The organism is Hymenobacter artigasi, from assembly GCF_012275535.1.
In the GTDB taxonomy this organism is placed as follows: Bacteria; Bacteroidota; Bacteroidia; order Cytophagales; family Hymenobacteraceae; genus Hymenobacter; species Hymenobacter artigasi.
In genome coordinates, this window is the sequence record NZ_JAAVTK010000012.1 from 154,175 (window position 1) to 179,873 (window position 25,699).

At 62.1% G+C, this 25,699-nt stretch carries 23 protein-coding genes and 3 pseudogenes; 21 read left to right on the top strand and 5 right to left on the bottom strand.

Annotated features, from left to right (window positions below; genetic code table 11):
- The first annotated feature begins 523 nt into the window (after window positions 1-523).
- The 21 genes and pseudogenes from HBN54_RS17735 to HBN54_RS17835 all read left to right on the top strand — a co-directional run bounded on the left by HBN54_RS17735 (window position 524) and on the right by HBN54_RS17835 (window position 21,387).
- Window positions 524-3,589 carry a SusC/RagA family TonB-linked outer membrane protein gene (locus tag HBN54_RS17735; protein WP_168674567.1) on the top strand — a complete coding sequence of 1,022 codons (3,066 nt, stop codon included), beginning with the start codon at window positions 524-526 and terminating at the stop codon, window positions 3,587-3,589.
- 228 nt (window positions 3,590-3,817) lie between these two features.
- Window positions 3,818-5,203, top strand: coding sequence for a RagB/SusD family nutrient uptake outer membrane protein (locus HBN54_RS17740; RefSeq protein ID WP_168674568.1), 1,386 nt, complete (start codon window positions 3,818-3,820; stop codon window positions 5,201-5,203).
- Window positions 5,204-5,316: 113 nt separating this feature from the next.
- Window positions 5,317-6,345: a sugar kinase gene (locus tag HBN54_RS17745; RefSeq protein ID WP_235955584.1), complete on the top strand. Its 1,029-nt coding sequence runs from the start codon at window positions 5,317-5,319 to the stop codon at window positions 6,343-6,345.
- A 154-nt stretch (window positions 6,346-6,499) separates the two neighbouring features.
- Window positions 6,500-7,147, top strand: coding sequence for a beta/alpha barrel domain-containing protein (locus HBN54_RS17750; protein WP_168674570.1), 648 nt, complete (start codon window positions 6,500-6,502; stop codon window positions 7,145-7,147).
- A gap of 53 nt (window positions 7,148-7,200) precedes the next feature.
- Entirely contained in the window at window positions 7,201-8,016 is an 816-nt protein-coding gene (locus tag HBN54_RS17755) for a polysaccharide lyase family 7 protein (protein ID WP_168674571.1), read from the top strand.
- Between the two features lie 40 nt (window positions 8,017-8,056).
- Entirely contained in the window at window positions 8,057-9,076 is a 1,020-nt protein-coding gene (gene fbp, locus HBN54_RS17760) for a class 1 fructose-bisphosphatase (RefSeq protein WP_168674572.1), read from the top strand.
- Between the two features lie 140 nt (window positions 9,077-9,216).
- The gene (locus HBN54_RS17765; RefSeq protein WP_168674573.1) at window positions 9,217-9,816 is read left to right on the top strand and encodes an RNA polymerase sigma factor; all 600 of its coding nucleotides are present in this window, start codon (window positions 9,217-9,219) and stop codon (window positions 9,814-9,816) included.
- A gap of 43 nt (window positions 9,817-9,859) precedes the next feature.
- Entirely contained in the window at window positions 9,860-10,162 is a 303-nt protein-coding gene (locus HBN54_RS17770; protein ID WP_168674574.1) for a hypothetical protein, read from the top strand.
- A 193-nt stretch (window positions 10,163-10,355) separates the two neighbouring features.
- Window positions 10,356-11,123 carry a YHYH protein gene (locus tag HBN54_RS17775; protein ID WP_210428102.1) on the top strand — a complete coding sequence of 256 codons (768 nt, stop codon included), beginning with the start codon at window positions 10,356-10,358 and terminating at the stop codon, window positions 11,121-11,123.
- On the top strand, window positions 11,095-11,724 hold the full coding sequence (locus HBN54_RS17780; RefSeq protein ID WP_168674575.1) for a toxin-antitoxin system YwqK family antitoxin: 630 nt from the start codon (window positions 11,095-11,097) through the stop codon (window positions 11,722-11,724). The genes HBN54_RS17775 and HBN54_RS17780 overlap by 29 nt, the downstream gene beginning before the upstream one ends.
- A complete protein-coding gene (locus HBN54_RS17785; protein ID WP_168674576.1) occupies window positions 11,721-12,389 on the top strand; it encodes an SCO family protein in 669 nt (222 codons plus the stop codon). The genes HBN54_RS17780 and HBN54_RS17785 overlap by 4 nt, the downstream gene beginning before the upstream one ends.
- Window positions 12,390-12,439: 50 nt before the next feature.
- The gene (locus HBN54_RS17790; protein WP_168674577.1) at window positions 12,440-12,997 is read left to right on the top strand and encodes a periplasmic heavy metal sensor; all 558 of its coding nucleotides are present in this window, start codon (window positions 12,440-12,442) and stop codon (window positions 12,995-12,997) included.
- Window positions 12,998-13,374: 377 nt separating this feature from the next.
- Window positions 13,375-15,006, top strand: coding sequence for an aryl-sulfate sulfotransferase (locus HBN54_RS17795; RefSeq protein ID WP_168674578.1), 1,632 nt, complete (start codon window positions 13,375-13,377; stop codon window positions 15,004-15,006).
- Between the two features lie 375 nt (window positions 15,007-15,381).
- The gene (locus HBN54_RS17800; protein WP_168674579.1) at window positions 15,382-16,347 is read left to right on the top strand and encodes a YHYH protein; all 966 of its coding nucleotides are present in this window, start codon (window positions 15,382-15,384) and stop codon (window positions 16,345-16,347) included.
- A gap of 25 nt (window positions 16,348-16,372) precedes the next feature.
- Window positions 16,373-16,993, top strand: coding sequence for a DUF6702 family protein (locus HBN54_RS17805; RefSeq protein WP_168674580.1), 621 nt, complete (start codon window positions 16,373-16,375; stop codon window positions 16,991-16,993).
- Window positions 16,994-17,238: 245 nt separating this feature from the next.
- On the top strand, window positions 17,239-18,081 hold the full coding sequence (locus HBN54_RS17810; RefSeq protein WP_168674581.1) for a YHYH protein: 843 nt from the start codon (window positions 17,239-17,241) through the stop codon (window positions 18,079-18,081).
- Window positions 18,081-18,653 carry a toxin-antitoxin system YwqK family antitoxin gene (locus tag HBN54_RS17815; protein WP_168674582.1) on the top strand — a complete coding sequence of 191 codons (573 nt, stop codon included), beginning with the start codon at window positions 18,081-18,083 and terminating at the stop codon, window positions 18,651-18,653. Before HBN54_RS17810 ends, HBN54_RS17815 begins: the two co-directional genes overlap by 1 nt.
- Window positions 18,607-19,338 carry an SCO family protein gene (locus HBN54_RS17820; protein ID WP_168674583.1) on the top strand — a complete coding sequence of 244 codons (732 nt, stop codon included), beginning with the start codon at window positions 18,607-18,609 and terminating at the stop codon, window positions 19,336-19,338. The genes HBN54_RS17815 and HBN54_RS17820 overlap by 47 nt, the downstream gene beginning before the upstream one ends.
- A 70-nt stretch (window positions 19,339-19,408) precedes the next feature.
- Window positions 19,409-20,146, top strand: coding sequence for a potassium channel family protein (locus HBN54_RS17825; RefSeq protein ID WP_168674584.1), 738 nt, complete (start codon window positions 19,409-19,411; stop codon window positions 20,144-20,146).
- A gap of 139 nt (window positions 20,147-20,285) precedes the next feature.
- Window positions 20,286-21,010: pseudogene (locus HBN54_RS23640) on the top strand (IS5 family transposase); the annotation flags it as partial.
- A 47-nt stretch (window positions 21,011-21,057) separates the two neighbouring features.
- On the top strand, window positions 21,058-21,387 hold the full coding sequence (locus tag HBN54_RS17835; protein WP_168674585.1) for an MbnP family protein: 330 nt from the start codon (window positions 21,058-21,060) through the stop codon (window positions 21,385-21,387).
- Between the two features lie 114 nt (window positions 21,388-21,501).
- Here HBN54_RS17835 and HBN54_RS17840 read toward each other — a convergent pair whose 3' ends face one another.
- From HBN54_RS17840 to HBN54_RS17855, 5 genes and pseudogenes are all read right to left on the bottom strand, one after another.
- Window positions 21,502-22,365, bottom strand: a complete 864-nt coding sequence (locus HBN54_RS17840; RefSeq protein WP_168674586.1) for a sigma-70 family RNA polymerase sigma factor — start codon at window positions 22,363-22,365, stop codon at window positions 21,502-21,504.
- Window positions 22,366-22,679: 314 nt separating this feature from the next.
- Entirely contained in the window at window positions 22,680-24,005 is a 1,326-nt protein-coding gene (locus HBN54_RS17845; protein ID WP_168674587.1) for a Zn-dependent hydrolase, read from the bottom strand.
- A gap of 631 nt (window positions 24,006-24,636) precedes the next feature.
- Window positions 24,637-24,858 (bottom strand): hypothetical protein, encoded by a 222-nt coding sequence (locus HBN54_RS23645; protein ID WP_235955585.1) that lies wholly within the window; start codon window positions 24,856-24,858, stop codon window positions 24,637-24,639.
- A gap of 98 nt (window positions 24,859-24,956) precedes the next feature.
- Window positions 24,957-25,049, bottom strand: a pseudogene (locus HBN54_RS24050) (hypothetical protein); the annotation flags it as partial.
- Window positions 25,050-25,279: 230 nt separating this feature from the next.
- Window positions 25,280-25,549, bottom strand: a pseudogene (locus HBN54_RS17855) (beta-xylosidase family glycoside hydrolase); the annotation flags it as partial.
- Between the last annotated feature and the right edge of the window lie 150 nt (window positions 25,550-25,699).

Sequence of the window (25,699 nt, forward strand, 5' to 3'; positions counted from 1 at the left end):
AGGCAACTATATAGCCCGCACCGCATCTCGTTCCTGAATTAAAATTTATTTATACTTTAACAAGAGCCCTGATTTTTTCAAGAAAACGTTACCGGTAACGTTTTCTTGAAAAAATCAGGGCTTTAATGTGCATTTTTGATGAAATAAGGTTGCTATTGGGTAATGATTCAACTAGCTTGCAGTAGGCAATGGCCGCAAACCATTGCGCATTTCGCGTAATTATTATTGAACAATACCAATAATACTCATTTCCGACAACCTAGCTGCTTGGAGATGCTGCTGCTGCCGGAATACCCCAATCAGTTCGTCAATAAGCACTGAGCCGGGCACCTGCGAACCCTTCGTCTGAGCTGGTCAATTAAGCCAGTAAAAAACGTTTCGGTATTACCGGCTTCGGTGCACCGAATACCTCCCGAGCGCCTGCTACCGGCCTCGCCCCACACTCTCCTCTGCCCGCATTCGATTGCGGCCGCTTCTGCGGAACTAAGAGCCACTTCAAATTCCCACTAAACCCTTAGTTATCATGAAAAACGCGTATAAATTGCTGTGCCTGTTGTGCCTGATACTGGCGCAGCTCACGGCGCTGCCGGCACTGGCCCAGACCCGTGCCGTGAGCGGCAAAGTCACGGGGCCCGATGGCGCGGGCATTCCCGGCGTGACGGTGGTGGTGAAGGGCACCACGCAAGGCACCGGCACCGACCCCAACGGGGATTTTCGCCTCGAAAACGTGCCCGAGCAGGCCACGCTGGTCATCAGCTCGGTAGGATTTAAGGCCGAGGAAATGGCCCTCAATGGCCGCAGTACCTTGAATGTGAAGCTGGCCGAGGAAACCCAGCAGCTCGGCGACGTGGTGGTGGTGGGCTACGGCACCCAGCAGAAATCGCACCTGACCGGGGCCGTGGGCAAGGTAACCAACGAAAACCTGAGCCAGATTCCGGTGGCGCGCCCCGACCAGGCCCTGATTGGCAAGCTGGCCGGCGTGCAGATTCTGACCACCAACGCCCAGGCCGGCGCGGCGCCCACCATTCAGGTGCGCAGCTCGGCCTCCATCACGGCGGGCAGCTCGCCGCTGATTGTGGTGGACGGCTACCCGGTGCCCACGGACTTGTCGGCCATCGACATGAACGACGTGGAAAGCATTGAGGTGCTGAAGGATGCGGCCTCGGCGGCCATCTACGGCTCGCGGGGTGCCAACGGCGTGATTCTGGTGACAACCAAGAGCGGCAAATCGGGCAAAACCAAGGTGAGCTTCAACACCTACGCCGGCGTGCAGAACACGGTGAAACGCCTGCCCCTCTACAACCTCGACGAGTGGGCCGCCTACGTGCGCAGCCAGAACAACGACGTGCTTTCGCCCCAGATTCTGACCGCCCAGCGCTTCAATGCCAACACCGATGCGCAGGATATCGTTTTCCGGACCGGCAACATGCAGAGCTACCAGCTGAACGTGCAGGGCGGCAGCGACGCGGCCAAGTTCTTCGTATCGGGCAGCTATTTGAAGAACAAAGGCGTGGTGCTGAACAACGACTACACCAAGTACAACGTCCGGGCCAATGTAGACTTCAAGCTCAGCAAGAACTTCGATGCCGGCATCAGCATCAACCCCTCGTATGCCGACCAGAACGAGCTGGCCGTGTCTTTGCACGATGCCATTCGCAGCATTCCGAACTGGATACCGGTGTACACTGATGCGGCTACGGCGGCCGTAACGGGCAAGCCGGTGGGCTCCTACCTGCACCAGCGCGATTTCGACATCACCCGCAACCCCTTTTACGCCACCACCGGGCTGCCCACCATCTCGACCAGCGGCGACAACAACGGCCTGGCCCAAATCAACGGGCAGCCGGCGCGCAACACTGAGCTGCGCACCATCTCGAATGGCTACGTGAAATGGAACATCACGCCCGGCTTGTCGTTTCGCTCGTCGCTGGGCTTTTTCACCCGCAACTACGAGCGCACCTACTTCCAGTCGTCGTATGCCAAAACCGATGCCTACACCCAGGGCGACGCCGTAGCCCGCGCCGCCACCCGCGCCACGCTCAGCACCAACAGCGTGCTGGACGTGCTGAACGAAAATATTGCCAGCTACAAGCGCGACATTGGCCTGCACAGCTTCGACGCCATTGCCGGCTACACGGTGCAGGGCACGCAGTATAAATCGGCCAACGAGGAAGCCACCAACTTCGCCACCGATAACATTCAGACCCTGAACGCGGGCACAGCTTCGGCGGTGTCGTCGTCGAAGGAGGAGAACCGGCTGCAGTCGTTCCTGTTCCGCGTCAACTACGCTTACAAGGAAACCTACCTGCTGTCGCTGGGCTCGCGTTGGGACGGCTCGACGCGCTTCGGCGCCAACAACCGCTGGGGCTACTTCCCGTCGGCCTCGGTGGGCGTGCGCGTGAGCGAGATGCCGTTTTTGAAGGGCAACCCCACGCTGAGCGAGCTGAAAGTGCGGGCCAGCTTCGGCGCCACCGGCAACAACAACATAGGCAACTACTCGTCGCGGGCCCTGGTGGCCCCGGCCGGAGCCGTGCTGGGCGCCTCGGAAGGCGTGACGCCGGCCTTCAACGTGAGCACCTACGGCAACCCGAATCTGGGTTGGGAGCGCACGCTCTCGCTGAATGCGGGCTTGGACCTGGGCTTTTTCGATAACCGCCTGCGCCTCACGGTGGATGCCTACGAGTCGACCACCGATAAGCTGTTGCTCAACGTGCCTATTTCCAGCGTCACGGGCTTCGATAGCTACCTGGCCAACCAGGGCAAAATCCGCAACCGGGGCCTGGAGCTGGAAGCGACCGGCCGCATCATCCAGAGCACCAACGTGAACTGGACGCTGACCGGCGTGGCTGCCTTCACCCGCAACGAGCTGGTGGATTTGGGCGGTGCGCAGCAGCTCATCAGCACTGGCGACCCCAAGCGCAACAACTTCTTCCTGGCCCAGGTGGGGCAGCCGCTGGTGCAGTTCTACGGCTACCAGACCGACCGGCAGGTACCCATGACGGGCACCAACTACTGGCCCATCGGCGTGGCCGCGGAGCGCGTGATTGTGAAGGACTTGAACGGCGACGGCAAGATTGACGCCAACGACCGCACCGCCCTCGGGAGCCCCTACCCCACCTTCACCTGGGGCCTCACCAACACCCTGCGCGTGGGCCCGGCCGACCTGAGCGTCGTGCTGCAAGGCTCGCACGGGGCCAAGATTTTCAACATCGACCCGCACTACTACGAAGGCCAGTTCACGGCCACCGGCTCGACGGCCTACCTCAACCTCTCGCCGGCTGACCAGGCGTTCACCCGCATCAAATCGGAAACCGACTACGAAGTACAGGACGCCTCCTACGTGGCCCTGCGCAGTCTCAACCTGGGCTACGCCGTGCCCAAGTCCTTCGGCCAGAAAGCCGGCCTGAGCAACCTGCGGGTGTACGTGACCACGGCCAACCTCTTCTACATCATGGCCAAAGGCTACACCAGCCTCAACCCCGAAGGCATTTCCGCCGACTTCGCCAACGACCCGCTGCGCAAAGGCTGGCAGAAAGGCGCGTACCCCGTGGCCCGCACCATCGCGCTGGGCATCAATGCTGAGTTTTAAGGAGATATTGAGGGAGTCGTTGACCGATAACAGAACGGTCGCAGAACGGTCATGCCGAGCGAAGTCGAGGCATCTCGCGTGCCACCACTACTCACCGACGTTCGCACCGATTGGATTACTGCCACACGCGAGATGCCTCGGCTCCGCTCGGCATGACGGGCAACGATTCCCCTCATCTTCCTTCCCAAAGAAACCTGCCACCTCCCACCCAAGTCGCTCTTATCGAACATGAAAAAGTCCCTATTCCTGCTGGCCTGCGCCGGGCTGTGCCTGGCTGGCTGCAAAGATTACCTCAACATCACCCCGGCCTCGAGCCTGGTGGAAGACAGCTACTTCCGCAACACCTCCGAAGTCGAAACCGGCGTTATCAACATCTACAACGCCCTGCAGCGCGTGGTGCCGTACGAAATCAACCTCACCGAGCTGCGCTCTGACAACATCGTGCCCAACAACCTGGAGGGGGACTATGCCACGATTGAGAACTTCGCCGACACGCCCACGAACGACTTCACCACCAACATGTGGAGCACCTCGTACTACGCCATTGCCCGCGCCAACATCGTGCTCAAGTACCTGGGCAACGTCACGGATGCCGATAAAAAGGCGCGCTTTGAGGGCGAGGCCCGCTTCGCCCGCGCCCTGATGCACTTCAACCTCGTGCGCCTGTACGGCGATGTGCCAATCGCCATCACCACCCTTGCCGCGACCGAAACCGATGCTCTGCGCCGCCGCCCGGTGGCCGAAGTTTACACCCAGATTATCAGCGACCTGCAGGCCGCCGAAAACCTGCTGCCCACCACTTGGGAAACCGTGAATCTGGGCCGCGCCACCAAAGGGGCCGCCCGCGCCCTGCTGGCCAAAGTCTACCTCACCCAGCAGAACTACGCCGCCGCCAAAACCGAAATCGACAACCTGCTGGCCCCGCCCACCACCTACCAGCTGCTGCCGAGCTTCGCGACGGTGTTTTCGCCGGCCAGTGAGATGAATGCCGAAATCATCTTTGCCATTCGCTACAAAACGGCCGCCAACGGCGAAGGCCAGGGCTTTTCCTACGATTTCTCGAAGGATGGCGCCACCCGCGGCCTCAAGCCGCCCACCGATTTCCAGCCCCTGTTCGTGACGGCCGACGCCGTGCGCCGCGCCACTTCCTACACCGGCACCGGGGCCACGGCCTACGTGAATAAATTCCCGGACGCCGCCAACACCGGCGCCCGCCGCGACGCCGGCACCGACTGGATTGTGTTGCGCTACGGGGAGGTGCTGCTCATGCAGGCCGAAATTCTGAACGAGCTGAGCGGCCCCGCCGCCGGCCTGCCGGCCCTCAACGCCATCCGCACCCGGGCCGGGGTGCCCGTGTACACCATCGCCACCCTGCCCACCAAGGCTGCCTTCTTCACCGCCCTCAAAACCGAGCGCCGCCTGGAGCTGGCCTTCGAAAACTACCGCTGGTACGACCTGCTCCGCTGGAACGAAGCCGTGCCGACCATGAATGCCCACTTCATCGCCACCGGCCGCCCCGGCCTCAGCATGCCCACTTTCCGTACGCTCTACCCGGTGCCGCAGCGCGAAATTGACCTGAGCAAGGGCGTGATTACGCAGAATACGGGGTATTAACCTGTAGCACATGCTTTAGCTTGTGCCCGTTGGAGCCGCGCTCAACGGGCACAAGCTAAAGCATGTGCTACATATCCGGTGCCCACCCGAACACAACCAAACCACTCCTCCCGTTGAACACCTCGACCACTCCCCTCCTCCCAGTCGTCACCTTCGGAGAAATCATGATGCGGCTGTCGCCGCCGCAGCACCAGCGTTTCGGCCAGGCCACGGGCCTGGAGATTACCTACGGTGGCGGTGAGGCCAACGTGGCCGCCGCCGTGGCCGGCCTGGGCGTGCCCGCCGCGCACGTCACCTGCTTCCCCGACAACGACCTGGGCCGGGCCGCCGCGACGTTCTTCGGCCGCTATGGCGTGCGCATGGACCACGCCGTGTACCAGGGCGACCGGCTGGGGCTGTACTTCCTCGAAACCGGAGCCGCTATGCGGGCCAGCAAAGTGGTGTACGACCGCGCCCACTCGGCCTTCGCGCAACTCGACCCGGCGGCATTCAACTGGGACGAGATATTGAAAGATGCCGGCTGGCTGCACTGGACGGGCATCACGGCCGCCATTTCGGCCCCGGCCGCTGAGGCCACGCGCCAGGCCATTGCCGCCGCGCGCCGCCTGGGCCTCACCGTGTCGGCCGACGTGAACTACCGCCGCAACCTGTGGCAATACGGCGAGCTGGCCCAGGACGTAATGCCCGAGCTGGTGGCCGGCTGCGACGTCATCGTGTGCTCCGAACACGACGCGGATGACCTGTTCGGCGTCCGCGCCGCGCCGGGGGCCGAGGTCAGCTTTGCCTCGGTAGGTGAGCAGCTGCTGGCCCGCTTCCCGCAGCTGCGTCAGGTCATCTCCACCCGTCGCCAGACCCAAAGCGCCTCGCACGAGCGCATCAAGGGCATGTTCTTCGATGGCACGTACTATGAAACGCCCTACGTCGACATCACGCCCGTGGTCGACCGCATTGGCGGCGGCGACGCCTTTTTGGGGGGCTTCATCTACGGCTCGCTGGCCTATGCCACGCCGCTCGAAGCCCTGCGCTTTGCCGTCACGGCCTCGGCCCTCAAGCACACCATTCCCGGCGACGTGAACCTGGTGACGGTGGCCGAAGTGGAGCACGTGATGCAGGGCAACACCACCGGCCGCCTGGTGCGGTAGCTTTTTTGAGCTGATAGCTACTAGCTGTCAGCCATTAGCTTACAAGTAGTCACGAGCTTTCAAAAAAAGAGCATTGCACCTACTCCCTGCGCAAGCTCTCAGTTCTGAATCAACATCAAAAAGCTAACGGCTAATAGCTAACAGCTAAACAACCATGTCCGCTACCCTCGATACCCTGCTGCGCTACCCGCTGGTGCCCGTTTTCTACCACCCCGATGCGGCCTATGCCGGCCAGGTGCTGCGCGCCTGCTACGCGGCCGGGCTGCGCGTGTTCGAGTTCACCAACCGGGGGCCGGCGGCGGTGGCGGTGTTTGCCACGCTGGTGGAAGTGGTGCGGGCCGAGTGTCCGGATATGCTGCTGGGCATCGGCACCATTTTCACGGCTGCGGAAGCGGAGCAATTCATCGACGCCGGGGCGGCCTTCGTGGTGCAGCCCTGCGCCACGGCCGATGTGGCCGCTGTGTGCCAGGCGCGGGCCGTGGCCTGGCTGCCGGGGGCCCAAACGGTATCGGAAGTGTACCAGGCCACCCGCCTGGGCGCGGCGCTGGTGAAGATATTTCCGGGCAACGTGGTGGGGCCGGGCTTCGTGAAAAGCCTGCGCGGCCCCCTGCCCCACGTGCCCCTGATGGTGACCGGCGGCGTGTCGCCCACGGCCGAGAGTATCGGCGAGTGGCTGGGAGCCGGGGCCAACGCCGTGGGCCTGGGCGCGCAGCTTTTCCCTGCCGGCACCGACCCGGCTACCCTGGTGCCCCAGCTCACCGCCCTGCTGGCCGAGGCCCGGCGTCTGACCGGCCAGGCCTGACAACCGCCTATTATTCAGCCTAGTATTTGTCCTAAAACTTCCTTCCCATTTCCATGCGATTCGCTTTCGTGCCCCACTACCGGCAGGTTGCCGGCTGGCTCCTGCTTCCGGCCCTGCTGGCCTGCTCTACGGCCGCCAGCGTGCCACCGGCCACGCCCGCCACGCCGCCGGCCGCCGCACTCCTCTACCCGGCCCAGGTACTGAACCTGGAGGCCTGGAAGGTGACCCTCCCCGAAAATACTGCCCACGCCGGCGACCCCGTGGATGAGGTGTTCCGACCCGAGCTTGATACCTACGCTCACCCCACCTTCTTCCACCTCAACGACGCGAAAGACGCCGTGGTGTTCCGGGCCTACGTAGATGCGCCCACTACCAAAGGCTCGGGCTACCCGCGCTGCGAGCTGCGCGAAATGACCGCGCCGGCTACTTCCGACAAGCTAAAGGCCGTGTGGGGCTCGGCCACGGGCACGCACACCATGCTGATTGACCAGGCCGTGACGCACCTGCCCGACGTGAAAAAGCACGTCGTGGTGGGCCAGATTCACGATGCGGATGACGACGTAATTGTGTTCCGCCTCGAAGACCGCAAGCTGTTCGTTGACCTCAACGGGACGCAGGGGCCGATTCTGACCAGCAGCTACGTGCTGGGCACGCGCTTTACGGTGCAGTTTTCGGTAGCCAATAACAAGACCGACTGCTATTACAACGGCACCAAAGTGTATACCTACAACAAGGCGTTTGCGGGGGCCTATTTCAAGGCCGGGGTCTACGTGCAGTCGTCGTGCCAGAACAGCAAGAAGGTAGCCGGCGAGCCCTGCACCTCCTACGGCGAAGTACAGATTTACAACCTCCAGGTAACGCATCAGTAAGCCCGCCCGGCCCACCCTTTCATCCCCCCTTCAACCACCCATGAACCCTGCAACCGAAAACACGCTGGCCCAGCCCGTGGGCATCACCCTGGAGCGCTACATCATGCGCAAGCAGGCCGAATTCCCCTACGCCACCGGCGAGCTGAGCCAGTTGCTGCGCGACATTGCCCTGGCCGGCAAAATCGTAAGCCGCGAGGTGAACCGCGCGGGCCTCTCGCGCATCACCGGCGCCATGGGCGAGCAAAACGTGCAGGGCGAGGCCCAGCAGAAGCTCGATGTAGAGGCCAATATCCGCTTCATCCGGGCCCTCACCAACGGCGGCGAGTGCTGCGCCATTCTCTCCGAGGAAAACGAGGACATCATCGAAACCGGCAACCCCAACGGCAAATACGTGGTGGCCATGGACCCGCTTGATGGCTCCTCCAATATCGACGTGAACGTAAGTATCGGCACTATCTTCAGCATCTACCGCCGGGTGTCGCGGGTGGGCGGGCCATCGCGCAAAGAGGACTTTTTGCAGGGCGGCCGGGCCCAGGTGGCCGCCGGCTACATCCTCTACGGCTCCAGCACCATGCTGGTGTACACCACCGGGCACGGCGTGACGGGCTTCACCTACGAAACCTCGCTGGGCGAATTTTTCCTTTCGCACCCCGACATCAAAATCCCGCAGCAGGGCCCGGTGTTCAGCTGCAACGAGGGCCACTGGTTCGACTACCCCGAGTATGTGCGCGAGTTTCTCACGCAGTGCAAGCAGCAGCGCCTGAGCGCCCGCTACGTAGGCTCGCTGGTGGCTGACTACCACCGCAACCTGTTCACGGGCGGCATTTACATGTACCCGCCCACCCCCAAGGCAGCGCTGGGCAAGCTGCGCCTGCTGTATGAGTGCTACCCGCTGGCCATGCTCATCGAGCAGGCGGGCGGCCTGGCCCACACCGGTGCCGAGCCCGTGCTCGACGTGGCCCCCACCAGCTTCCACCAGCGCGCGCCCCTGTTTGTGGGCTCCACCCAGCTGATGACCACGCTGCTGGACTGCGTGAGTAGTGAAGCGCTTGCCAGCTAGGGAATAAGGTGACCCATACAAACGCCTCCCCAAACGCCTCAGCCGCGTTCGGGGGGGCGTTTTTGCATATAATCCCAAAAAAACTGCCCACCCGCGCAGGGTTTTCGCCGCAACGGCATCCAATGTCCTAACTTCCCCTAATGCCGCCTCCCACCCCGCTTTCCGATGAGGACTTGCTGGCCGCTTTGCGTGCCGGGCAGGCGGGCGCGTTCGAGCAGCTGGTGAAGCAGTACGGGGCGCGGGTGCTCAATACCTGCCTGGGCCTGGTGCCCCAGCGGGCCGATGCCGAGGACCTCACGCAGGAGGTTTTCGTGGAAGTGTACACCCAGCTGGCCAGCTTTCGGGGCGAAGCTAAGCTCAGCACCTGGGTCTACCGCATTGCCGTGAACAAGTGCCTGGAGTGGCAGCGCCACCGCAAGCGCCAGAAGCGGTTTGCTTTTATAACCAGCCTGTTTGGGGCCGACAGCAACGAGCCCACCCACGACCCGCCCGACTATGAGCACCCCGGCGTGCTGGCCGAGCGCCGCGAGCAGGCCGCCTTGCTGCTTCAAGCCGTGGCCCGCCTGCCCGAGCGCCAGCAGGCTGCCTTCACGCTGTTTCATCTCGAAGGGCTGCCGCACAGCGAGATAGCCGCCGCCCTGGAGCTGTCGACAGGCGCGGTAGAATCGCTGCTGCACCGGGCCAAGGGCACGCTGCGCCAGCAGCTAGGGGCCTACTACCGCGATTTTGTGGCCGGCTAGCGCAGGGTTTTATCCATGAACGTCATCTAAGCTTCTGAATCCTATGAAAAACGAACCGAACAACGAGCAAGACTGGGTGGAGCAAACCCTCCACAGCCTGGATGGGGCCACCCGGCCCGTGCCTTCTCCCTGGCTCTACCAGCAGGTGCGCCACCGCCTGGAGGCCCGCCAGGCCGCCCAGGCCGACACGCCCGACTGGGGCTGGACCCTAAAGCGGGTGGCCTTCGCCACCGCCCTGCTGGCCGCCAACGTGGTCACCTTCGCCCACCGCGCCGATTTCAGGCAGCCGGCCACCACCCAGGCCACGACCCAGGAATACGCTTACCCCACGCTGGGAGGCTATTGAAAAAGCCGGGCGTTGAATTTGAAGGCCTGGCACGGTAAAACACGGCGCTTTCCCACGGCGGGATACGATGTGAAAGCCAGCTAACGCCGTATCGGGGGCTGTCGACTGAAAAAATATTGCCGGCGTGCGCAGGGTGCGGCCGGAAAGAGCATCTATTCCAAGGCTAACCAATTTTACAAATTAATACCTCCCCATGCTTAAGCTAAAAGTGCCAGCCCTCGCCCTCTCGTGCCTGATGTACACGGCCTGCTCCAAAACGGACTCCGTAACACCCAGCACGACGACCACTACCACCACTACCGGCAGCACCTCCATCACCAGCGTGGTGCAGGCGAAGTACAAAACAACGGTCGCCTTCTCCACCAGCGGCAGCAGCATCACGCTGAAATCGGACGGCACGCCCGACCACCCGACGCCCTATTACGCCACCACCAACCCCCTGTGGGAAGCTCAGAGAACCGGGTACACCCTAAACCCCGGCACCGTGGGAGTGCAGAACTACTCGATGACCATCCCCACCAACCCGGAAGCCGCCGCCACCAAGGAAGCCACGGCGCTCGGCCCCATCGGCATGGCCCTCAACGGGGTAGCCATCTACAACGACCAGGAAGGCGGCAACAAGGCCCTCGACACCGGCGTAATTGGGTCCTTCGACCGCGCCGGGGCCCACCCCGGGCCGGGCAACACCTACCACTACCACGTCACCGGCGACTTCACCACGAAGGACGATGCCAACATCGTCGGCTTCCTGCGCGACGGCTTCCCGATTTATGGCCGCAAGGACAAGGACGGCACCTACCCCGCCAACCTGGATGCCTACGGCGGGCACACGGGCAGCACCACCGAGTTTGCCAGCGGCATCTACCACTACCATTGTTCCAACGTGAACTACTTGAGCACGGGCGTTTACGTCTTGAAATCCGGCAGCTACTATGGCACCAAGGGCACGTTCACATTTTAGCGCGCTGGGGCTGGCGGGCAGCCTGCTGCTGGCGCGCTGCGCCAGCCCCCAGCCCCCCGACGCGGCCCTGGGCCACCCGCCCGGCCCGGTGGACGTGTCGGGAGTGCCCGCCACCACCGTCGCGGCTACCGATACCGCCCTGCACCTGCGCAACGGCGTGTACTACCGGGGCGGCCGGCCCTATTCAGGCTTTGTGCAGGCGCGCTACCCGGGCGGGGCGCTGCAAAGCCGGGCCTCGTTCTACGCCGGCCGGCAGCACGGCCTCACACGCACGTTTTGGGCGGACGGACGGCCGCATGAGGTGCGCAGCTACCGGGCCGGCCTGGCCTACGGCCGGCACACCGGCTTCTGGCCCAACGGCCACCGCAAGTTCGATTTCGTGTACGCCGACGACAAGCGCGAGGGCTCGCACAAGCAGTGGTACGAGAGCGGCAGCATCTACTGCGACCTGAACTTTGCCGACGACCAGGAAGTGGGCCTGCAGCAGGCCTGGCGCGAAAACGGCAAAGTGTACATCAACTACGCCGTGCGCGACGGCGTGCGCTACGGCCTGCAAAAATCAACCTTATGCTACACCCTGCGGGATGGCCAGCTGAAATGAAGAAATACCTGCCGCTCCTGCTGTTGCTCTTCATGGCCTCGTGCCAGGAAAAACCCGTGGAGAAAGCCGTGCGCCTGCCCTACTACGACACGGCCGACTTCACCCCGAAGTGGGAGATGCCGGCGGGCCAGCCGTTTCACCAAATCCGGCCCTTCTCGCTCATCAACCAAAAAAACCAGGTTTTCACCGAAAAGGACCTGGCCGGAAAAATCTGCGTCGCCGACTTTTTCTTCACGTTTTGCCCCGGCATCTGCCCGCGCATGACCAGTAGCATGGGCGACCTGCAAAAGGCGTTTATTGACGACGACAACATTCTGCTCCTGTCGCACTCCGTGATGCCCGACGCCGACAGCGCGGGCGTGCTGCAGCGCTACGCCCAGGAAAAAAAGGTAAATTTCAAGCGCTGGAAACTGCTGACCGGGGATAAAAAGGAAATCTATGATTTGGGCCGGAAATACTACTTCGTGGAGGAAGACGAGGGCATCAAGAAAGGCCCCGAGGTTTTTCTGCACACCGAAAACTTCGTCCTGATTGACAAGCAGCGCCACCTGCGGGGCATATACAACGGCCTCGACCCCAACAGCATCCAGGACCTCATCCGGGACATTAAGATTTTAGAAAAGGAGCCTGTTCTTGCTGTCGGCCAACAGGTTGCCAGTCATTAAATCCAAAGTAAGGGCGGGCCTTGTTCCACCCCTCCCCAGACCTTCAACCCATGACTAAAACCCGAATTCTGTCGCTGCTCGTGCTGGTCATGGGCCTACTCAACGTAGGGCTGCTGGCGCTGCTCTGGTACGGCCGGCCCGACCACCAGGCCGCACGAGGCCAGGCTACCGGGCCCGTAGCCGCCGGCCTGGTGCGCGAGCTGCAGCTGTCGCCCCAGCAGCAGCAGCAGTTCGACGTGCTGCGCGAAGACCACCACACCCGCATGCAGGCCTTGCTCAAGCAGCTTACTGCCCGGCGCGAGGAGCTGTTTGCCGGCTTGGCCCAGCCCGCCACGGCTAGCGCTCCACCCGCCCTGCTGGCCCAAATCGGCGACCTCCAGCGCCAGACCGATTCGCTCACTTACGCCCACTTTGCCGCCGTGGGCCGCCTGCTCACGCCCGCCCAGCTGCCCCGCTGGCAGCAGCTGGCCCCCAACCTGCCGCGCCGCCTGCAACAGCCGCCGCAGCGGGGTGGGCGTGGCGGCCTGCCCGGCGGTCCCGGCGGCAGGGGCCGCCCCGGCGACGGCCCACCGCCTGGCGGGCCGATGGACCGGCAGCCGCCGGAGTAATTTACTGGTGGCGCGAACGGTCGCTTCACCCCCCGGTCAAGTTCTGGCTTGATGCCCTCCGAAAACCTCACCCCCTGACCCCCTCTCCAAAAAAGAGGGGGCACCGGAAATACTCCTGGCGTTCACCTCCCCCCGCAAATGCTTGATGCGCATTACCTGCGGCGAGAGAGGAGCCAACGAATTTTTACGTTTGCTGACGACTGGCTCCCCTCTCCGCAGGAGAGGGGCTGGGGGTGAGGTGACCTGTCCGCGCAAAACCGGTGCCCCCTCTTTTTTGGAGAGGGGGTCAGGGGGTGAGGTTTTCGGTAGGGCGTCAAGCCAGAACTTGAAGACTCCCCCCCCGACACCCGCCGCCACAAAAACCCCCAGTCTCCCGCATGAACAACGCCTTTCGCACGCTACTACTACTGGTGGCCACCTGCATCAGCGCTCAAGCCCAAACCGTGGGCGTGCAGCTGCACGCGGCCGGCGCCACCGACGATGGCTACGTGCTGCTGGCCCCCATTCAGTACACCCGTACCTACCTGATGGACAAGTGCGGCCGTGAGGTGCACCGCTGGACCAGCGCCTACAAGGCCGGGCAGGCAGCCTACCTGCTGGCCGATGGCACGCTGCTGCGGCCGGGCAACGCCACCAACACCACCTTCGTGGCCGGCGGGCAGGGCGGCATCATCGAGAAGATTGACTGGAACGGCAACGTGACCTGGAGCTACCGGCTTTCGAGCGCCGCAGAGTGCCAGCACCACGACGTGCGCATCCTGCCCAACGGCAACATCCTGGCCCTGGTGTGGGAAGCCAAAACCGCCGCCGCCGCCGGCCGCAATGCCGGCCTCATCGGCAGCGCTACCTGGAGCGAGAAAGTGGTGGAGCTGCAGCCCGTGGGCACCAACCAGGCCACCGTGGTGTGGGAATGGCACGCCTGGGACCACCTCGTGCAGGAAGCCGACCCCGCCAAAGCCAACTACGCCCCCGTGGCCCAGCACCCCGAGCTGCTGCACGTGAACTACGCCGCCACCGCCAACAACCCCGACTGGCTGCACCTGAATTCCATCGACTACAACCCGGCCCTCGACCAGATTCTGCTCAGCTCGCACGGGCTGGATGAAGTCTGGGTGCTCGACCACGGCACCACCACGGCGCAGGCGGGCGGCCACAGCGGCGGGGCGCGCGGCAAGGGCGGCGACCTGCTCTACCGCTGGGGCAACCCCGCCGCCTACGGCCAGGGCAGCACGGCCACGCAACGGTTTTTTGGCCAGCACAATGCCTACTGGCTGCCGGCGGGCGTGCCCTACGCGGGCAGCATTCAGGTATTCAACAACGGGCTGGGCCGAACGGGCGGCAACTACTCGTCGGTGGATGTGATTACGCCCCCCGAAACCGCGCCCGGCGTGTACGCGCCCGCCCTGCCCTACGGCCCGGCGGCCCTCACCACCACCTACGCCGACGCCAACCCCACCAGCTTCTACGCCCAGAATATTTCGGGGGCCCAACGCCTGCCCAACGGCAACCTGATGCTCTGCAACGGCCCCGCCGGCCGCCTGTCGGAAGTAACGAGCGCCGGCATCAAAGTCTGGGACTACATTAACCCGGTGGGGGCCAACGGCCCGGTGGCGCAGGGCAGCACCGCCACCCAGAACATCGTTTTTCGCCCACCGTTCTACCCCAACACCTACGCCGCCTTCACCGGCCGCACCCTCACGCCCGGCGCGCCCATCGAGCTGAACCCCACGGCCTCGACGTGCAGCCTGGTGCTGGCCGCCGCGCCAGCGGCGGCGGCCACGGCCGGTCTGGCGCTATTTCCCAACCCGGCCGCCTCGTCACTCACGGTGCAAACGTCGTGGCCCAGCTACGAGGTGCAGGTGCACAACGCCGCCGGCCAGCTGGTGCTGCGCGGCTCCAACCTGCGCCAACTGTCGCTGAGCGGCTGGCCGGCCGGGCTGTACGTGTTGCGTTTGCGCAATGCCGATGGCACGGTGGTGAGCCGGAAATTCAGCGTAGGCGTGCAATAGAGCCGATTTTGAAGGTCGTGCACCCGATGTAGAGACGCAAGGATGCGTCTCTACATCGGGTGCACGACCTCCGAAACCGCACCTGGACCGATTTTAAAGGCCTAACGCGCATCGCGCCGAAAAAAAAACAGCATCCCGCGCAGGGTTTTCGCTGCCACGGCATCTATCCTTTCGAACTGCTACTGCTTTTCACGCAACCGGCCGCACGGCTGCCCCGCAACCTCACGCGGCGCGGCGGGCCCCACACTTCCGGAACCGGATTCGGCCACCCCCGCACGGATGGCGCTGAGCGGGTGTGGCCCTAACGCAGCGGCAGTTCCCGGACCTGCCATCAAAGTTAAATATCCCATTGCTAATTCATTAACCGAGAAATCCATGCGTTTTCAACCCCTTTTGCTGGCTGCGGCCGTTACCTGCTCGCTGATTGCGTGCAAGAAAGATGAGGTGACCACCACGGCCACTACCACGGGCACCGTTATCAAGGTCGATGCCACGAAGTTTCTGACGGGGGGGCTGTCGGAGCCCATCAGCACGGTTTCGCGCACGCTTTCCAACGGCACCACGGCCGACTGCTACAAGATTGTGACCAAGAGCATCCCGCCCGACCACACGATGGGCCCGTGGTGTCCCACCAACATCACCGACGACGCCAGCAAGGGCGGCATCTGGCTGGAAAATGGCAACGTGTACGACGTGGATGGCGCGTTTGTGCGCAACCTGGCCACGTTCTACAAAGACTCGAACTGGCAGATGTACAACGCCACAACCGGCGTCATCACCAAAACCCAGACCCAGGCCGACTGCCAGGCAGCGGCCAACCCCAACGTGGGCGCGGCCTACCGCAACTACTGCGTGGAGTGCCTGCCATCCTACGTCTCCACGCTCACCAAAACCATCTATATCCCGGTTACGCCGGTTAAGCTCACCAGTGCGGTCAGTTTTGCCAACGGGCCGGGCTCTACCGGAGCCACCCTGCGCGGCATCGCCTTCAACGGCGTGGTGTTCGACCCGCCGGCTCCCGTCAGCAACATTCTGGGGGCCTACACGCTGGCCCCGTTCGATGATGCCGGCGGCCACATCAACCTCAACGAAGGCTACCACTACCATGCCGCCACGGGCCTGACCACCAAAATTGCCCAGCCCGACGGCCACGCCGCCATGATTGGCTACGCCCTGGACGGCTTCGGCCTGTTTGAGCGCCTGAGCGTGGCCGGCACCGAATACACCGACCTGGACGCCAGCCGCGGCCACTACGACGACACGCGCGGCTACCACTACCACGTCGACAAAGCCGGCGCCAACAACTTCATCAACAGCCTGGCCGGGGCTTACGCCAATTAGTATGTCTGCGATAATAAAGCCTCTCATGAGCCGGGTTTTCCTGCTTATCTGCCTGTTGCTGAGCAGCGCCGCCCACGCACATCAGTCCGAGCTATCGAACCTGATGATTTATGAGCAGAATGGCAAAACCCTGCTGCTCATAAAAAGCTCGCTCGCGGCTTTTGAGGGCGAGGTGAAATACCATAACAAGGCCAATGCCTACCAGACGCCGAAGGGGTTCAACCAGTTGGTTGTGAAATACTTCCAGCAAAAGTGTCTGCTGACGATGAACGGCGACACCATCCGGTTTGCCAACGTGCAGGTGCAGCTGGGGTACGAAACCACGCTGTTTGCGGAGCTGCTGAACGTGCCCAAAGCCGTGAACCGGCTGGCAGTGCAAAACAACCTGTTCCGCGACATGCCCAACAACCAATGCGAGCTGATTCTGATGCTCCCCGGCCTGCCGCAGAAGCAGTACATCCTTGACAATGCCAACGGCCAGACCGTCGCGCTGAAAGTGGAAAACCAAAGCTGGGTAGTGGAAGAAGTGGCTAAAGCCGCTCCCGTTAAGCTGAAGCCCCTGTTGTGGACGGCCGCCCTGGCCCTGACGGCCTTGCTCGTGGTGAGCCTCGTCAGGAAACGCCAGACGCTGGTGGCCGCGTCGTAGCTGGTTCGCCTCCGAACGTCATGCTGAGCGCAGCCGAAGCATCTCTCCCGCGCCCCTTGTCATCCTGAGCGCAGCGAAGGACCTTATCACGTTTGAGCGACTGGTTCTGCGGTGAGAGGATGCTTCGCAGGCTCAGCATGACAGGCGGCGCGGCGAAATGCTTCGACTACGCAAACACCAGCTCAACACAACGAGGCAGCCTCTTTATCAAGTCAACTCCCCTTCTAAATCCCCTTGCCCACCCGATGAAAAATATCACCCTCCCGGCTTTGCTGCTCGTTTTAGCCGCCTGTAGCTGCAAGAAAAACGACGACGTGACGGCCAGCGCCAGCACCACCACGGCCAACAGCGCCGATGGCACCACCACCAACAACTTCTCGCGGCTTTACAAAAAGCTCTACAACGTGACCAGCGTAGACTCGTCGAGCAGCACCAGCATCAAGATTAAAACCACCGATGTGCCCGACCACAAAAGCCCGTTCTTCCCGGTCGGCAACGCCAAGTACGAAGCCTACAACGGCGACAACCCCAGCTTCAGCACCCAGATAAACCTAATGGGCACCCTCAGCGACCCCGATTTGCTGACCCAAAGCCTCACCTTCACCATTCCGCGCTACCCGCTGCTGGCCAGCACGCACAGCTCTTCCACCGGCGGCCCCATCGGCGTTGCCCGCAACGGGGTGGTGTATTTCAACCAGTACAACGGCGCCGGCGCGGCCCTCGATGCGCTGGAAATAAACAACGCTGACCAGTACCTGGGCCACCCCACGCCCACCATGGCCGGGGCCCAGTACCACTACCACTACGAACCCAAGTTCCTGACGGCCACCTACGGCAGCTCCGCCTTCCTGGGCTTCCTGCTCGATGGCTTCCCGGTGTACGGCCCCTACGAAAACGGCGTAAAAATCACGCAGTCGGCGCTGGACACCTACAACGGCCACGTGAGCGCCACCGTGGACTACCCCAACGACAAGATTTACCACTACCACGTGATTTCGGCCAGCTCCAGCGTGGTCACCGTGCTCAGCGCAGCTGCCCCCTACATCAACGGCGGCAAGTACTACGGCACGAAAGGCACGGTGAACTGATGCGGTGGGCTGCTTGCGGCGTGCTGTTGGGTTTCGCCAGCTGCCAGCAGGACCGGGCTGTGCCGGGGGAATCGACGAAAGTGATTACCCCGGCACGGGTTATCGCCGTCACCGATACGGCCCTGCACAACCGCAACGGCACCTGGTTTTATAAAAACCGGAAGGCTACCGCCGTTATTGTCGAACAAAAAGGCCCGGTGGTAACCGCGCGGCTGCCCGTAATTGATGGCAAGGAAAACGGCCTCGCCACCGGCTGGTACCCCACCAGCGAGAAGCGCTTCGAGCGCCGGTACCAGAACGGCAACCGCGAGGGCCGCCACCAGACCTGGTACAAAAACGGCCGCCTGGCCGGGGAAAACGTCTTCCGCGACGACAAGTACGAGGGGCCGCAGGTGTCCTACTTCGAAAGCGGCCACCGCTGGCAGCGCCTGAACTACGTGAAAGGCTACGAGGAAGGCAAGCAAAAAACCTGGAACGACAACGGACTGGTAATCAACAACTTCACAATAAAAAATGGCAAGCTTTATGGCGTTATCGGCCGATACGACTGCATGTCGGTTATGCAGAAATAGCCGCGGGCTGCTGGGGCTGCTGCTGGCGCTGGCACTGTTTTCGTGCCAGCCGCAGGCGCCCGCCGCGCCCCCGGCGACCCCGGCCGAAACCCTGCCCTTCTACAACACCGCCGACTTCGACGCGGAGTGGATTAGCCCCGCCGACAGCGCCTACGGGCGCATCCACACCATCGCCGACTTTGCGCTGCGCAGCCAGCTGGGCCACACCATCACCCGCGACTCGCTGGCCGGGCACATCTACGTGGCCAATTTCTTCTTCTCGATTTGCCCCGGCATCTGCCCGAAGATGACCAACAACCTGAAAACCCTGCAGGACGTCTTCGCCGCCAACCAGCAGGTGAAGATGGTGTCGTTTTCGGTGATGCCCTGGGTCGATTCCGTCGAAACCCTGAAGGAGTACGGGGCCATCAACAACATCAACCCGGCCCGCTGGTACCTGCTGACCGGCGATAAGGCCCAGATTTACCACTTGGCCCGCACCTCCTTCTTCGCGGAAAAAGGCTTGGGTCTGCAAAAAACCACCAACCAGTTTCTGCACACCGAGTCGATGCTGCTGATTGACAAAAAGGGCCGGATACGAGGCATCTACAACGCCACCCAAAAGCCGGACATTGAACGCGTGACCGACGACATCAACGTGCTGCTGAAAGAGGACAGTGGCGCCCTGGCGCTGAAGCGCCGTTGATAGCCGTCAACAAGGAACGGTCGTGCTTATCCGGATAAGCGCTTACTACCACCACCTAAATGGAACACACATGAAGTATGATGAACAGTTGGCCAGCGACCAATTCGTGGTAACGTCGCTCCCGGAGCACCAGCTGGCGCGGCCGGCCTACCCCCTGCTGGCGCGCCTGGCCCGCTGGCAGGACCAGGTGCGGGAGCCGGCCCTGAGCCTGCTGTTGCTCGGGCAGGTCATCACGCTGTTTGTGGCGGGGCCGCTGAAAAGCGCCCAGCTCCTGTCGTCGGTTGTGATGGGTAGCCTGCACCTAGCCATGCTCGTGATTTCGTACTTCGTGCTCCCGCCGCGCAGCAAATCCCGATTGCTGATACTGGTATGCTTCGGGCCGCTGGCCTGGACCTTGTATGCCGGCAGCAACCTGTACGTGGGCCTGCTGCTGAACTCGATTACCACGCTGGTCATCACCGTGGCCGTTGCCCAGGCCGTGTTTCGGGCCCAGCGGGTCACGCGCCACCAGCTGCTGGGGGCCGTGGTGGTGTACCTGAACCTGGCCCTGCTGTTTGTGAGCGTTTACCAAAGCATCAGCTGGGTACTTCCCGGCGCGTTCGCCGCCTCGTCGAATATCCCCCTGACGATGAGCGACCTGAAGTACTTCAGCCTGACCACCATCACCTCCACCGGCTATGGCGACATCGTGCCCGTGCACCCGCTGGCGCGCAGCCTGGCCAACTTCGAAGCCGTTATCGGACAGCTCTTCGTGGCCATTCTGCTTGCCCGTCTGGTCAGCGAGCAGCGCGACAAGGCCCGGCCCTGAGGGCGCGGCCCACCGGCCTGGTGCTGCGCGTGGAGCCCGGGTTCGGCGGCTCGCCGCTGGTGCTGGACTAGAGCGTGAGGACAATTACCTTTGGGCAAAACCAAGTTAGCTTATGCGTCGTCACGAAATAACGGACCGGCAGTGGACGGTCGTTGCGCCCCTGCTTTCGGGCAAGGCGACCGACTGCGGGGTTACGGCCAAAGATAATCGGCTGTTTTTCAACGCCGTCGTGTGGCTCATGCGCACCGGGGGCCCGTGGGCCGACCTGCCCGAGCGCTTCGGCAAGCCGAATTCGGTCTGCCGCCGCTTCCGCCGACTGGCGCAAAAGGGCGTTTGGGAAGCCTTATTCGAGGCCCTGAAAGCGCCGGAACTCGACTGGGTCATGCTCGATTCCACTATCCTACGGGCCCACCAGCATTCGGCCGGCCAAAAAAAAGCGACTCCAAAACCGAATGCCTGGGCCGCAGCCGGGGCGGGATGAGCACGAAAATCCACGCCTGCACCGACGCGCTGGGCAACGCCGTGCGCCTGCTGGCCACCGAAGGACAGGCGGGAGACTGCCCCCAGACCTTGCCCTTGCTGAAAGACTTGCGGCCGGGAAAAGTCTTGGCGGACACGGCCTATGACAGCGACGAAAACCGCGCTTATTGTGCGGAGCACGGCATCGAGGCGGTGATTCCCAGCCACCCCGGACGGGTGAAGCCGGCGGAAATGGACGAAGAAATCTACCGGGACCGTAACAAAATCGAACGCTTTTTTGGCCGCCTCAAACAGTATCGGCGCTTAGCCACCCGTTACGAAAAAACCGTCGTTTCTTTCTTGGCTTTCTGGCACGTGGCCGCCGCACTCGATTGGTTACGCTGATTGTCCTCACACTCTAGGCCGGCTACCGCACGGGCGGCCTGGACCGGGTGGCCATTACCCGCCTGCGGTTCTACTTCTCGCACCTCGTGCTCACCCACACCGACGGCCGCACCTATACCGAGCCGAGTAGCCACCACCTCGTCAACGCCGACCCCGAAGCCACCGCCACGCTGACTGTGGCCCTGCCCAACGCGCCCGCCGGGCAGCGGCGCAGCCTCACCTTTCGCGTGGGCGTGGACAGTGCCGCCAACGTGGGCCTGCTGGCGATGCTCTGGTTCGGGCGGCCCAGCCACCAGGCCCTGCTGCACCACGGCACCAGCCCCGTGGTCGCCACTTTGATAAGCGAGCTAAAGCTGACGGCCTCGCATCAGCAGTAGCTCAGCACATTGTGCGAGGAACACCAGGCTCAGATGCCGGCGCAACTTGCCTTGAGCCGGCACCAATTAGAATCCCTGACGGGGCCTAATGGAACGGAAAGGGGGACCAAGGGGCTAGCCCAGGTACGATTTCAGCGACTGTGAGCGCGACGTATGCTTCAGGCGCCGAATGGCCTTCTCCTTTATCTGCCGCACCCGCTCGCGGGTCAAGCCAAACTGCTCGCCTACTTCCTCGAGCGTGCGCGCGGCCTGGCCATTTAGCCCGAAATGGAGCGTGATGACGTCGGCCTCCCGCCTGGTCAGGGTCGAGAGCGCGCGCTGCACCTCCCTGCGCAGCGAGTCCCGCAGCAAGCCGGCATCCGGCGTATCTGCTTCCTCGTCCCCCATCACATCGAGCAAGCCGTTTTCCTCGCCCTGCACGAAGGGCGCATCCATGGAAACGTGGCGGCCGGAGATTTTGAGCGTGTCCACCACCTCGGCGGTGCTCAACTCCAGCAGCTCGGCAATCTCATCGGGCGAGGGCTCGCGCTCGAACTTTTGCTCCAGCTCCGCAAACGAGCGGCTGATTTTGTTGAGCGAGCCCACCCGGTTCAGGGGCAGGCGCACGATGCGGCTCTGCTCGGCCAGGGCTTGCAGGATGCTCTGGCGAATCCACCACACGGCGTAGGAGATGAACTTGAAGCCTTTGGTTTCATCAAAACGCTTGGCCGCCTTAATCAAGCCCAGGTTGCCCTCGTTGATAAGGTCGCCCAGGGTCAGGCCCTGGTTCTGGTACTGCTTGGAAACCGAGACCACGAAGCGCAGGTTGGCTTTGGTCAGCTTTTCGAGGGCCATCTGGTCGCCCTCGCGGATGCGCTGGGCCAGCTCGACTTCCTCGTCGATGGATACCAGGCTCACTTTGCCAATCTCCTGGAGGTACTTGTCCAGCGACTGGCTTTCGCGGTTGGTAATCTGCTTGCTGATTTTGAGCTGTCTCATGTGGGAACGGTGCTGCTTAATAGGGAATAGCCCCCCATAACTCCCAGTGCGGCGGCTTGGTTCGACGGTCCTGCCGACGATGCTCCGCCGGAGGGAGTATATTTGGGGCAAAAGCCTGACTATCTGGGATAGTTCAGGATAAATGAGCTGCGCGAAGAAGGTATACTATTTAGTGATACCCACGTAATATTGGCGGAGCCACGTACAATAAATGCTGTCTAACCCAGCCTGGGCCGCTCTGGCAAGCAACACCCCATGCTGGAACGTTTGGGTGGTATAAGGGGCGTGTTGCGGCTAGTCCAACCACCCTTTTGCTACCCGTGGTCGATGGCCAGTATTGTTTGTAAAAGCACATTGGCCCCATTGCTCATGTCGCCGGGTTTGGTCAATTCCTGGTACGAATGACTGATGCCCCCCACACTGGGAACAAATATCATGGCTACTGGGGCAATCGCGGCGATTTCCTGGGAATCATGACCCGCCCCGCTCTGCATCACTTTGGTGCTCAGCCCCAAGGATTTTGCTGCGGCCGCGATGGTTTGCTGCAAGGCCTTATCCGTTAGGGCGGGTTTGGAGGCATTGGCCTGCCGCTCAAATCGGATGGTTGTGTTGCTCTCGGTGGCGATTCCTGCGGCTTTTTTTTCTATTTCACGAAAGAGCATCTCAATTTTATCCGCGGATAAATCGCGGATTTCCAACCCCATCACCACTTTACCGGGGATGACATTGTAGGCATTGGGGGTGATGGCCATTTTACCAACCGTGCCCACCTGGTTGCCTTTGACCGAGTTGATGACTTCGTTGACGGCGATGACAAAGCGGGACGAAGCCAGCAAGGCATCTTGGCGCAGCGCCATGGGGGTGGTGCCCGCGTGGTTGGCAAATCCGGCTACGGTCACTTCCCAGTGCACAATGCCGACAATGCCTTCTACCACCCCAATCTGAACGTTTTCCCGCGCCAAAATGCCCCCTTGTTCGATATGCAATTCCACCCAGGCGTGGAGGTCGCCTTTCTTTCGGATGCAGGATTGCAGGTTATCGGGGTTGCCCCCAATCGCCTTGATTCCTTCCGCCATTGTTACCCCGCTTTGGCTTTTTTGTTGCAGCCCCGCCGGGGTTAAGCCGCCCGCCATGGCCATGCTGCCAATCGTGCCGCCTTCTTCGTTGGCAAAAATGATAACCTCCAGCGGATGCTCCGTGAGCACCTTCTGCTCGTTGAGCACCTCAATTACCTCTAAAGCGCTGATGGCTCCCAACGGGCCATCATAATTTCCGCCATCCGGCACCATGTCAATGTGCGAGCCGAAGGCAATGGGTTTAAGGGCAGGGCTTTTCCCTTTTCGTTTGCCGATGATGTTTCCGGCGGCATCAATCGTGGGGTCAAGCCCCGCCCGTTTCATCTGCTCGATAAACCAAGTCCTTCCCTCCAGGTCTCCCTTGGTGTAGGCAACCCGGTAGCCGTGCCCCTGCTCGTTCTGCCCAAATTTGGCGAGCTGGGCAATGCGGTCTACGAGGCGCTGCTCGTTCACTCTAAACTTGTTGCCCAAAGCCGCCGGTTTACTGGTGGCGTCCAGCAGGCCAAAGGCACTTACGCTCAAAGCGGTTAGTGAGGCGTTTTTAAGGAAGGTTCTTCTTTCCATGCTTCCAGCGTAAAGCCCGCTGCAGCGAAATATTGTTTTATGGAGCTGGTGCCCACCGCTGAACACGTAGGTTGGCTGCGCCACGCGCGGGAGCCGACCAGCGCGCTATTTAGGCAAGGTAACCCCCTTTGCCTAAATAGCGCGCTTTTAAGCCCCGACCGTTTGAATAGTACAGTCTGAATGAAGAGCTTATGCACCAATTCAATTTATTCCGGCGCAGGCCAAGTAAGGTGTGCCTTTCGAAGCCTAACCTATGTCCTGACTCTATCCATATTTAGCTGGCTGCTTCAGCCTTCTCACTGTCCATTTTAGAGCAGTTTTCGGGTTTGGGTACAGCTTATGAGGCCAGCAGGCAGTAGCGCGAACTTTGTAGTTCGCGTCCCCGCGCCGTTAGAACTACTCTGACGGCGCGGGGACGCGAACTACAAAGTTCGCGCTACGTGTACACGAACCTGAAAACTGCTCTAGTTAGACCACCTCAGCGCTTGACCGTCCCAGCGCAACATATCCAGAATATCGGTGACCAGCGGGTTGCCCGTTTGCTGGGGGTTGAAAACACCCACCCGCAGTTAGCCGGCCGGCACGCCGCTGGTATCGGCCACCAAGCCGGCAGTGGGCCTGCCGGCGGTGTTCAGGCGCACGGCGAAGAAGCGCCCTTGGGGTTGCGGTAGTTGCCGGCGATGCCAGAATGGTTTTTTAGCATCATGCTTTCCCAGCCGTTCACCGCGTAGCCGTCGGCCACATTGCTGAGGCGCACGTTTTCGAAGCGAAGCACCCGCTGGCCTTGCAGCGCGGCCGGCACCGCCAGCTTGGCGGCGGTGAAGTGGCCGGGCGGGTTGAGCAGGTGGTCCAACTGCGGGTTTCGCCAATGGCCGCGAAGGCCTGCTCACCGTAAGGTACGGCCTGGCTGTCGCACCAAATGATGGCGTCGCGCAGCACGTGCTGGTGCTCGTCGACCACCACCAAAGCGTGCATCTGGTAGGCAATGCCGATGGCACCAATATCCTGCGGGTCATAGCGTTGGGTGGCATTATCCCTCTGAATGGCCTGCCGTACGTCGAGCCACTACTGGCGCGGGTCCTGCTCAGCTCAGCCGGGCTGGCGGGCGGTGATTTAGCGCTCCGTATCGGGGTAGCTCACCGAAGCCAGGCACTGGCGCGTGGCGGAATCCACCACCGATACTTTGACGGAGGAAGTTCCCAGGTCGATTCCGATTAGCAGCATGAGGAAAAGGCTAAGATGGAGGCGTAAAAATCGATATCAGGTGGTTCGACTCATCGGTTTGGCTCGATGCGAAACCAATCGATGTCCGCGTTGCCGGCATCGTTGAACTTGGCCGTGCGCGAGGAGAACAAGCCTACTTTGGCGCCAATCCACTTGCCTTCCCGGGCCTGAAACTCACTGCCCAACGACTGAAACACTTGGTTGTCGAAGCTGTAGCTGAACTGGCACTTGGCTCCCGCTTTCACCGCCACGCGCAGGTAGATGGGCTGCCGGGCCTGGGCGGCGGGCACTTCCACCGGAGCGGAGGTGGTTTCGGCCGTTAGCTTGTCGGCGTCCTTGCAAACGCTCTGGCTAAGAGGGTGTTAGGGAATTAGGCGGGAGCTAATCGATTGAGACACATGGTCAAGTTGGCAATAAGCAGCCAAGCTTCATGGGAGCGGGGGGTAAATTCGTAGTCGATAGCCAATCGG

Excerpts from the sequence above, each read along its gene's own strand:
- HBN54_RS17825 (WP_168674584.1), top strand. The coding sequence starts at position 19,409 with ATGAAGTATGATGAACAGTTGGCCAGCGACCAATTCGTGGTAACGTCG.
- HBN54_RS17815 (WP_168674582.1), top strand. The coding sequence starts at position 18,081 with ATGCGGTGGGCTGCTTGCGGCGTGCTGTTGGGTTTCGCCAGCTGCCAG.
- HBN54_RS17800 (WP_168674579.1), top strand. The coding sequence starts at position 15,382 with ATGCGTTTTCAACCCCTTTTGCTGGCTGCGGCCGTTACCTGCTCGCTG.
- HBN54_RS17740 (WP_168674568.1), top strand. The coding sequence starts at position 3,818 with ATGAAAAAGTCCCTATTCCTGCTGGCCTGCGCCGGGCTGTGCCTGGCT.
- HBN54_RS17845 (WP_168674587.1), bottom strand. The coding sequence starts at position 24,005 with ATGGAAAGAAGAACCTTCCTTAAAAACGCCTCACTAACCGCTTTGAGC.
- HBN54_RS17840 (WP_168674586.1), bottom strand. The coding sequence starts at position 22,365 with ATGAGACAGCTCAAAATCAGCAAGCAGATTACCAACCGCGAAAGCCAG.
- HBN54_RS17805 (WP_168674580.1), top strand. The coding sequence starts at position 16,373 with ATGAGCCGGGTTTTCCTGCTTATCTGCCTGTTGCTGAGCAGCGCCGCC.
- HBN54_RS17820 (WP_168674583.1), top strand. The coding sequence starts at position 18,607 with ATGGCGTTATCGGCCGATACGACTGCATGTCGGTTATGCAGAAATAGC.
- HBN54_RS17765 (WP_168674573.1), top strand. The coding sequence starts at position 9,217 with ATGCCGCCTCCCACCCCGCTTTCCGATGAGGACTTGCTGGCCGCTTTG.
- HBN54_RS17750 (WP_168674570.1), top strand. The coding sequence starts at position 6,500 with ATGTCCGCTACCCTCGATACCCTGCTGCGCTACCCGCTGGTGCCCGTT.
- fbp (WP_168674572.1), top strand. The coding sequence starts at position 8,057 with ATGAACCCTGCAACCGAAAACACGCTGGCCCAGCCCGTGGGCATCACC.
- HBN54_RS17780 (WP_168674575.1), top strand. The coding sequence starts at position 11,095 with ATGGCACCAAGGGCACGTTCACATTTTAGCGCGCTGGGGCTGGCGGGC.
- HBN54_RS17735 (WP_168674567.1), top strand. The coding sequence starts at position 524 with ATGAAAAACGCGTATAAATTGCTGTGCCTGTTGTGCCTGATACTGGCG.
- HBN54_RS17810 (WP_168674581.1), top strand. The coding sequence starts at position 17,239 with ATGAAAAATATCACCCTCCCGGCTTTGCTGCTCGTTTTAGCCGCCTGT.
- HBN54_RS17775 (WP_210428102.1), top strand. The coding sequence starts at position 10,356 with ATGCTTAAGCTAAAAGTGCCAGCCCTCGCCCTCTCGTGCCTGATGTAC.
- HBN54_RS17795 (WP_168674578.1), top strand. The coding sequence starts at position 13,375 with ATGAACAACGCCTTTCGCACGCTACTACTACTGGTGGCCACCTGCATC.
- HBN54_RS17790 (WP_168674577.1), top strand. The coding sequence starts at position 12,440 with ATGACTAAAACCCGAATTCTGTCGCTGCTCGTGCTGGTCATGGGCCTA.
- HBN54_RS17785 (WP_168674576.1), top strand. The coding sequence starts at position 11,721 with ATGAAGAAATACCTGCCGCTCCTGCTGTTGCTCTTCATGGCCTCGTGC.
- HBN54_RS17770 (WP_168674574.1), top strand. The coding sequence starts at position 9,860 with ATGAAAAACGAACCGAACAACGAGCAAGACTGGGTGGAGCAAACCCTC.
- HBN54_RS17755 (WP_168674571.1), top strand. The coding sequence starts at position 7,201 with ATGCGATTCGCTTTCGTGCCCCACTACCGGCAGGTTGCCGGCTGGCTC.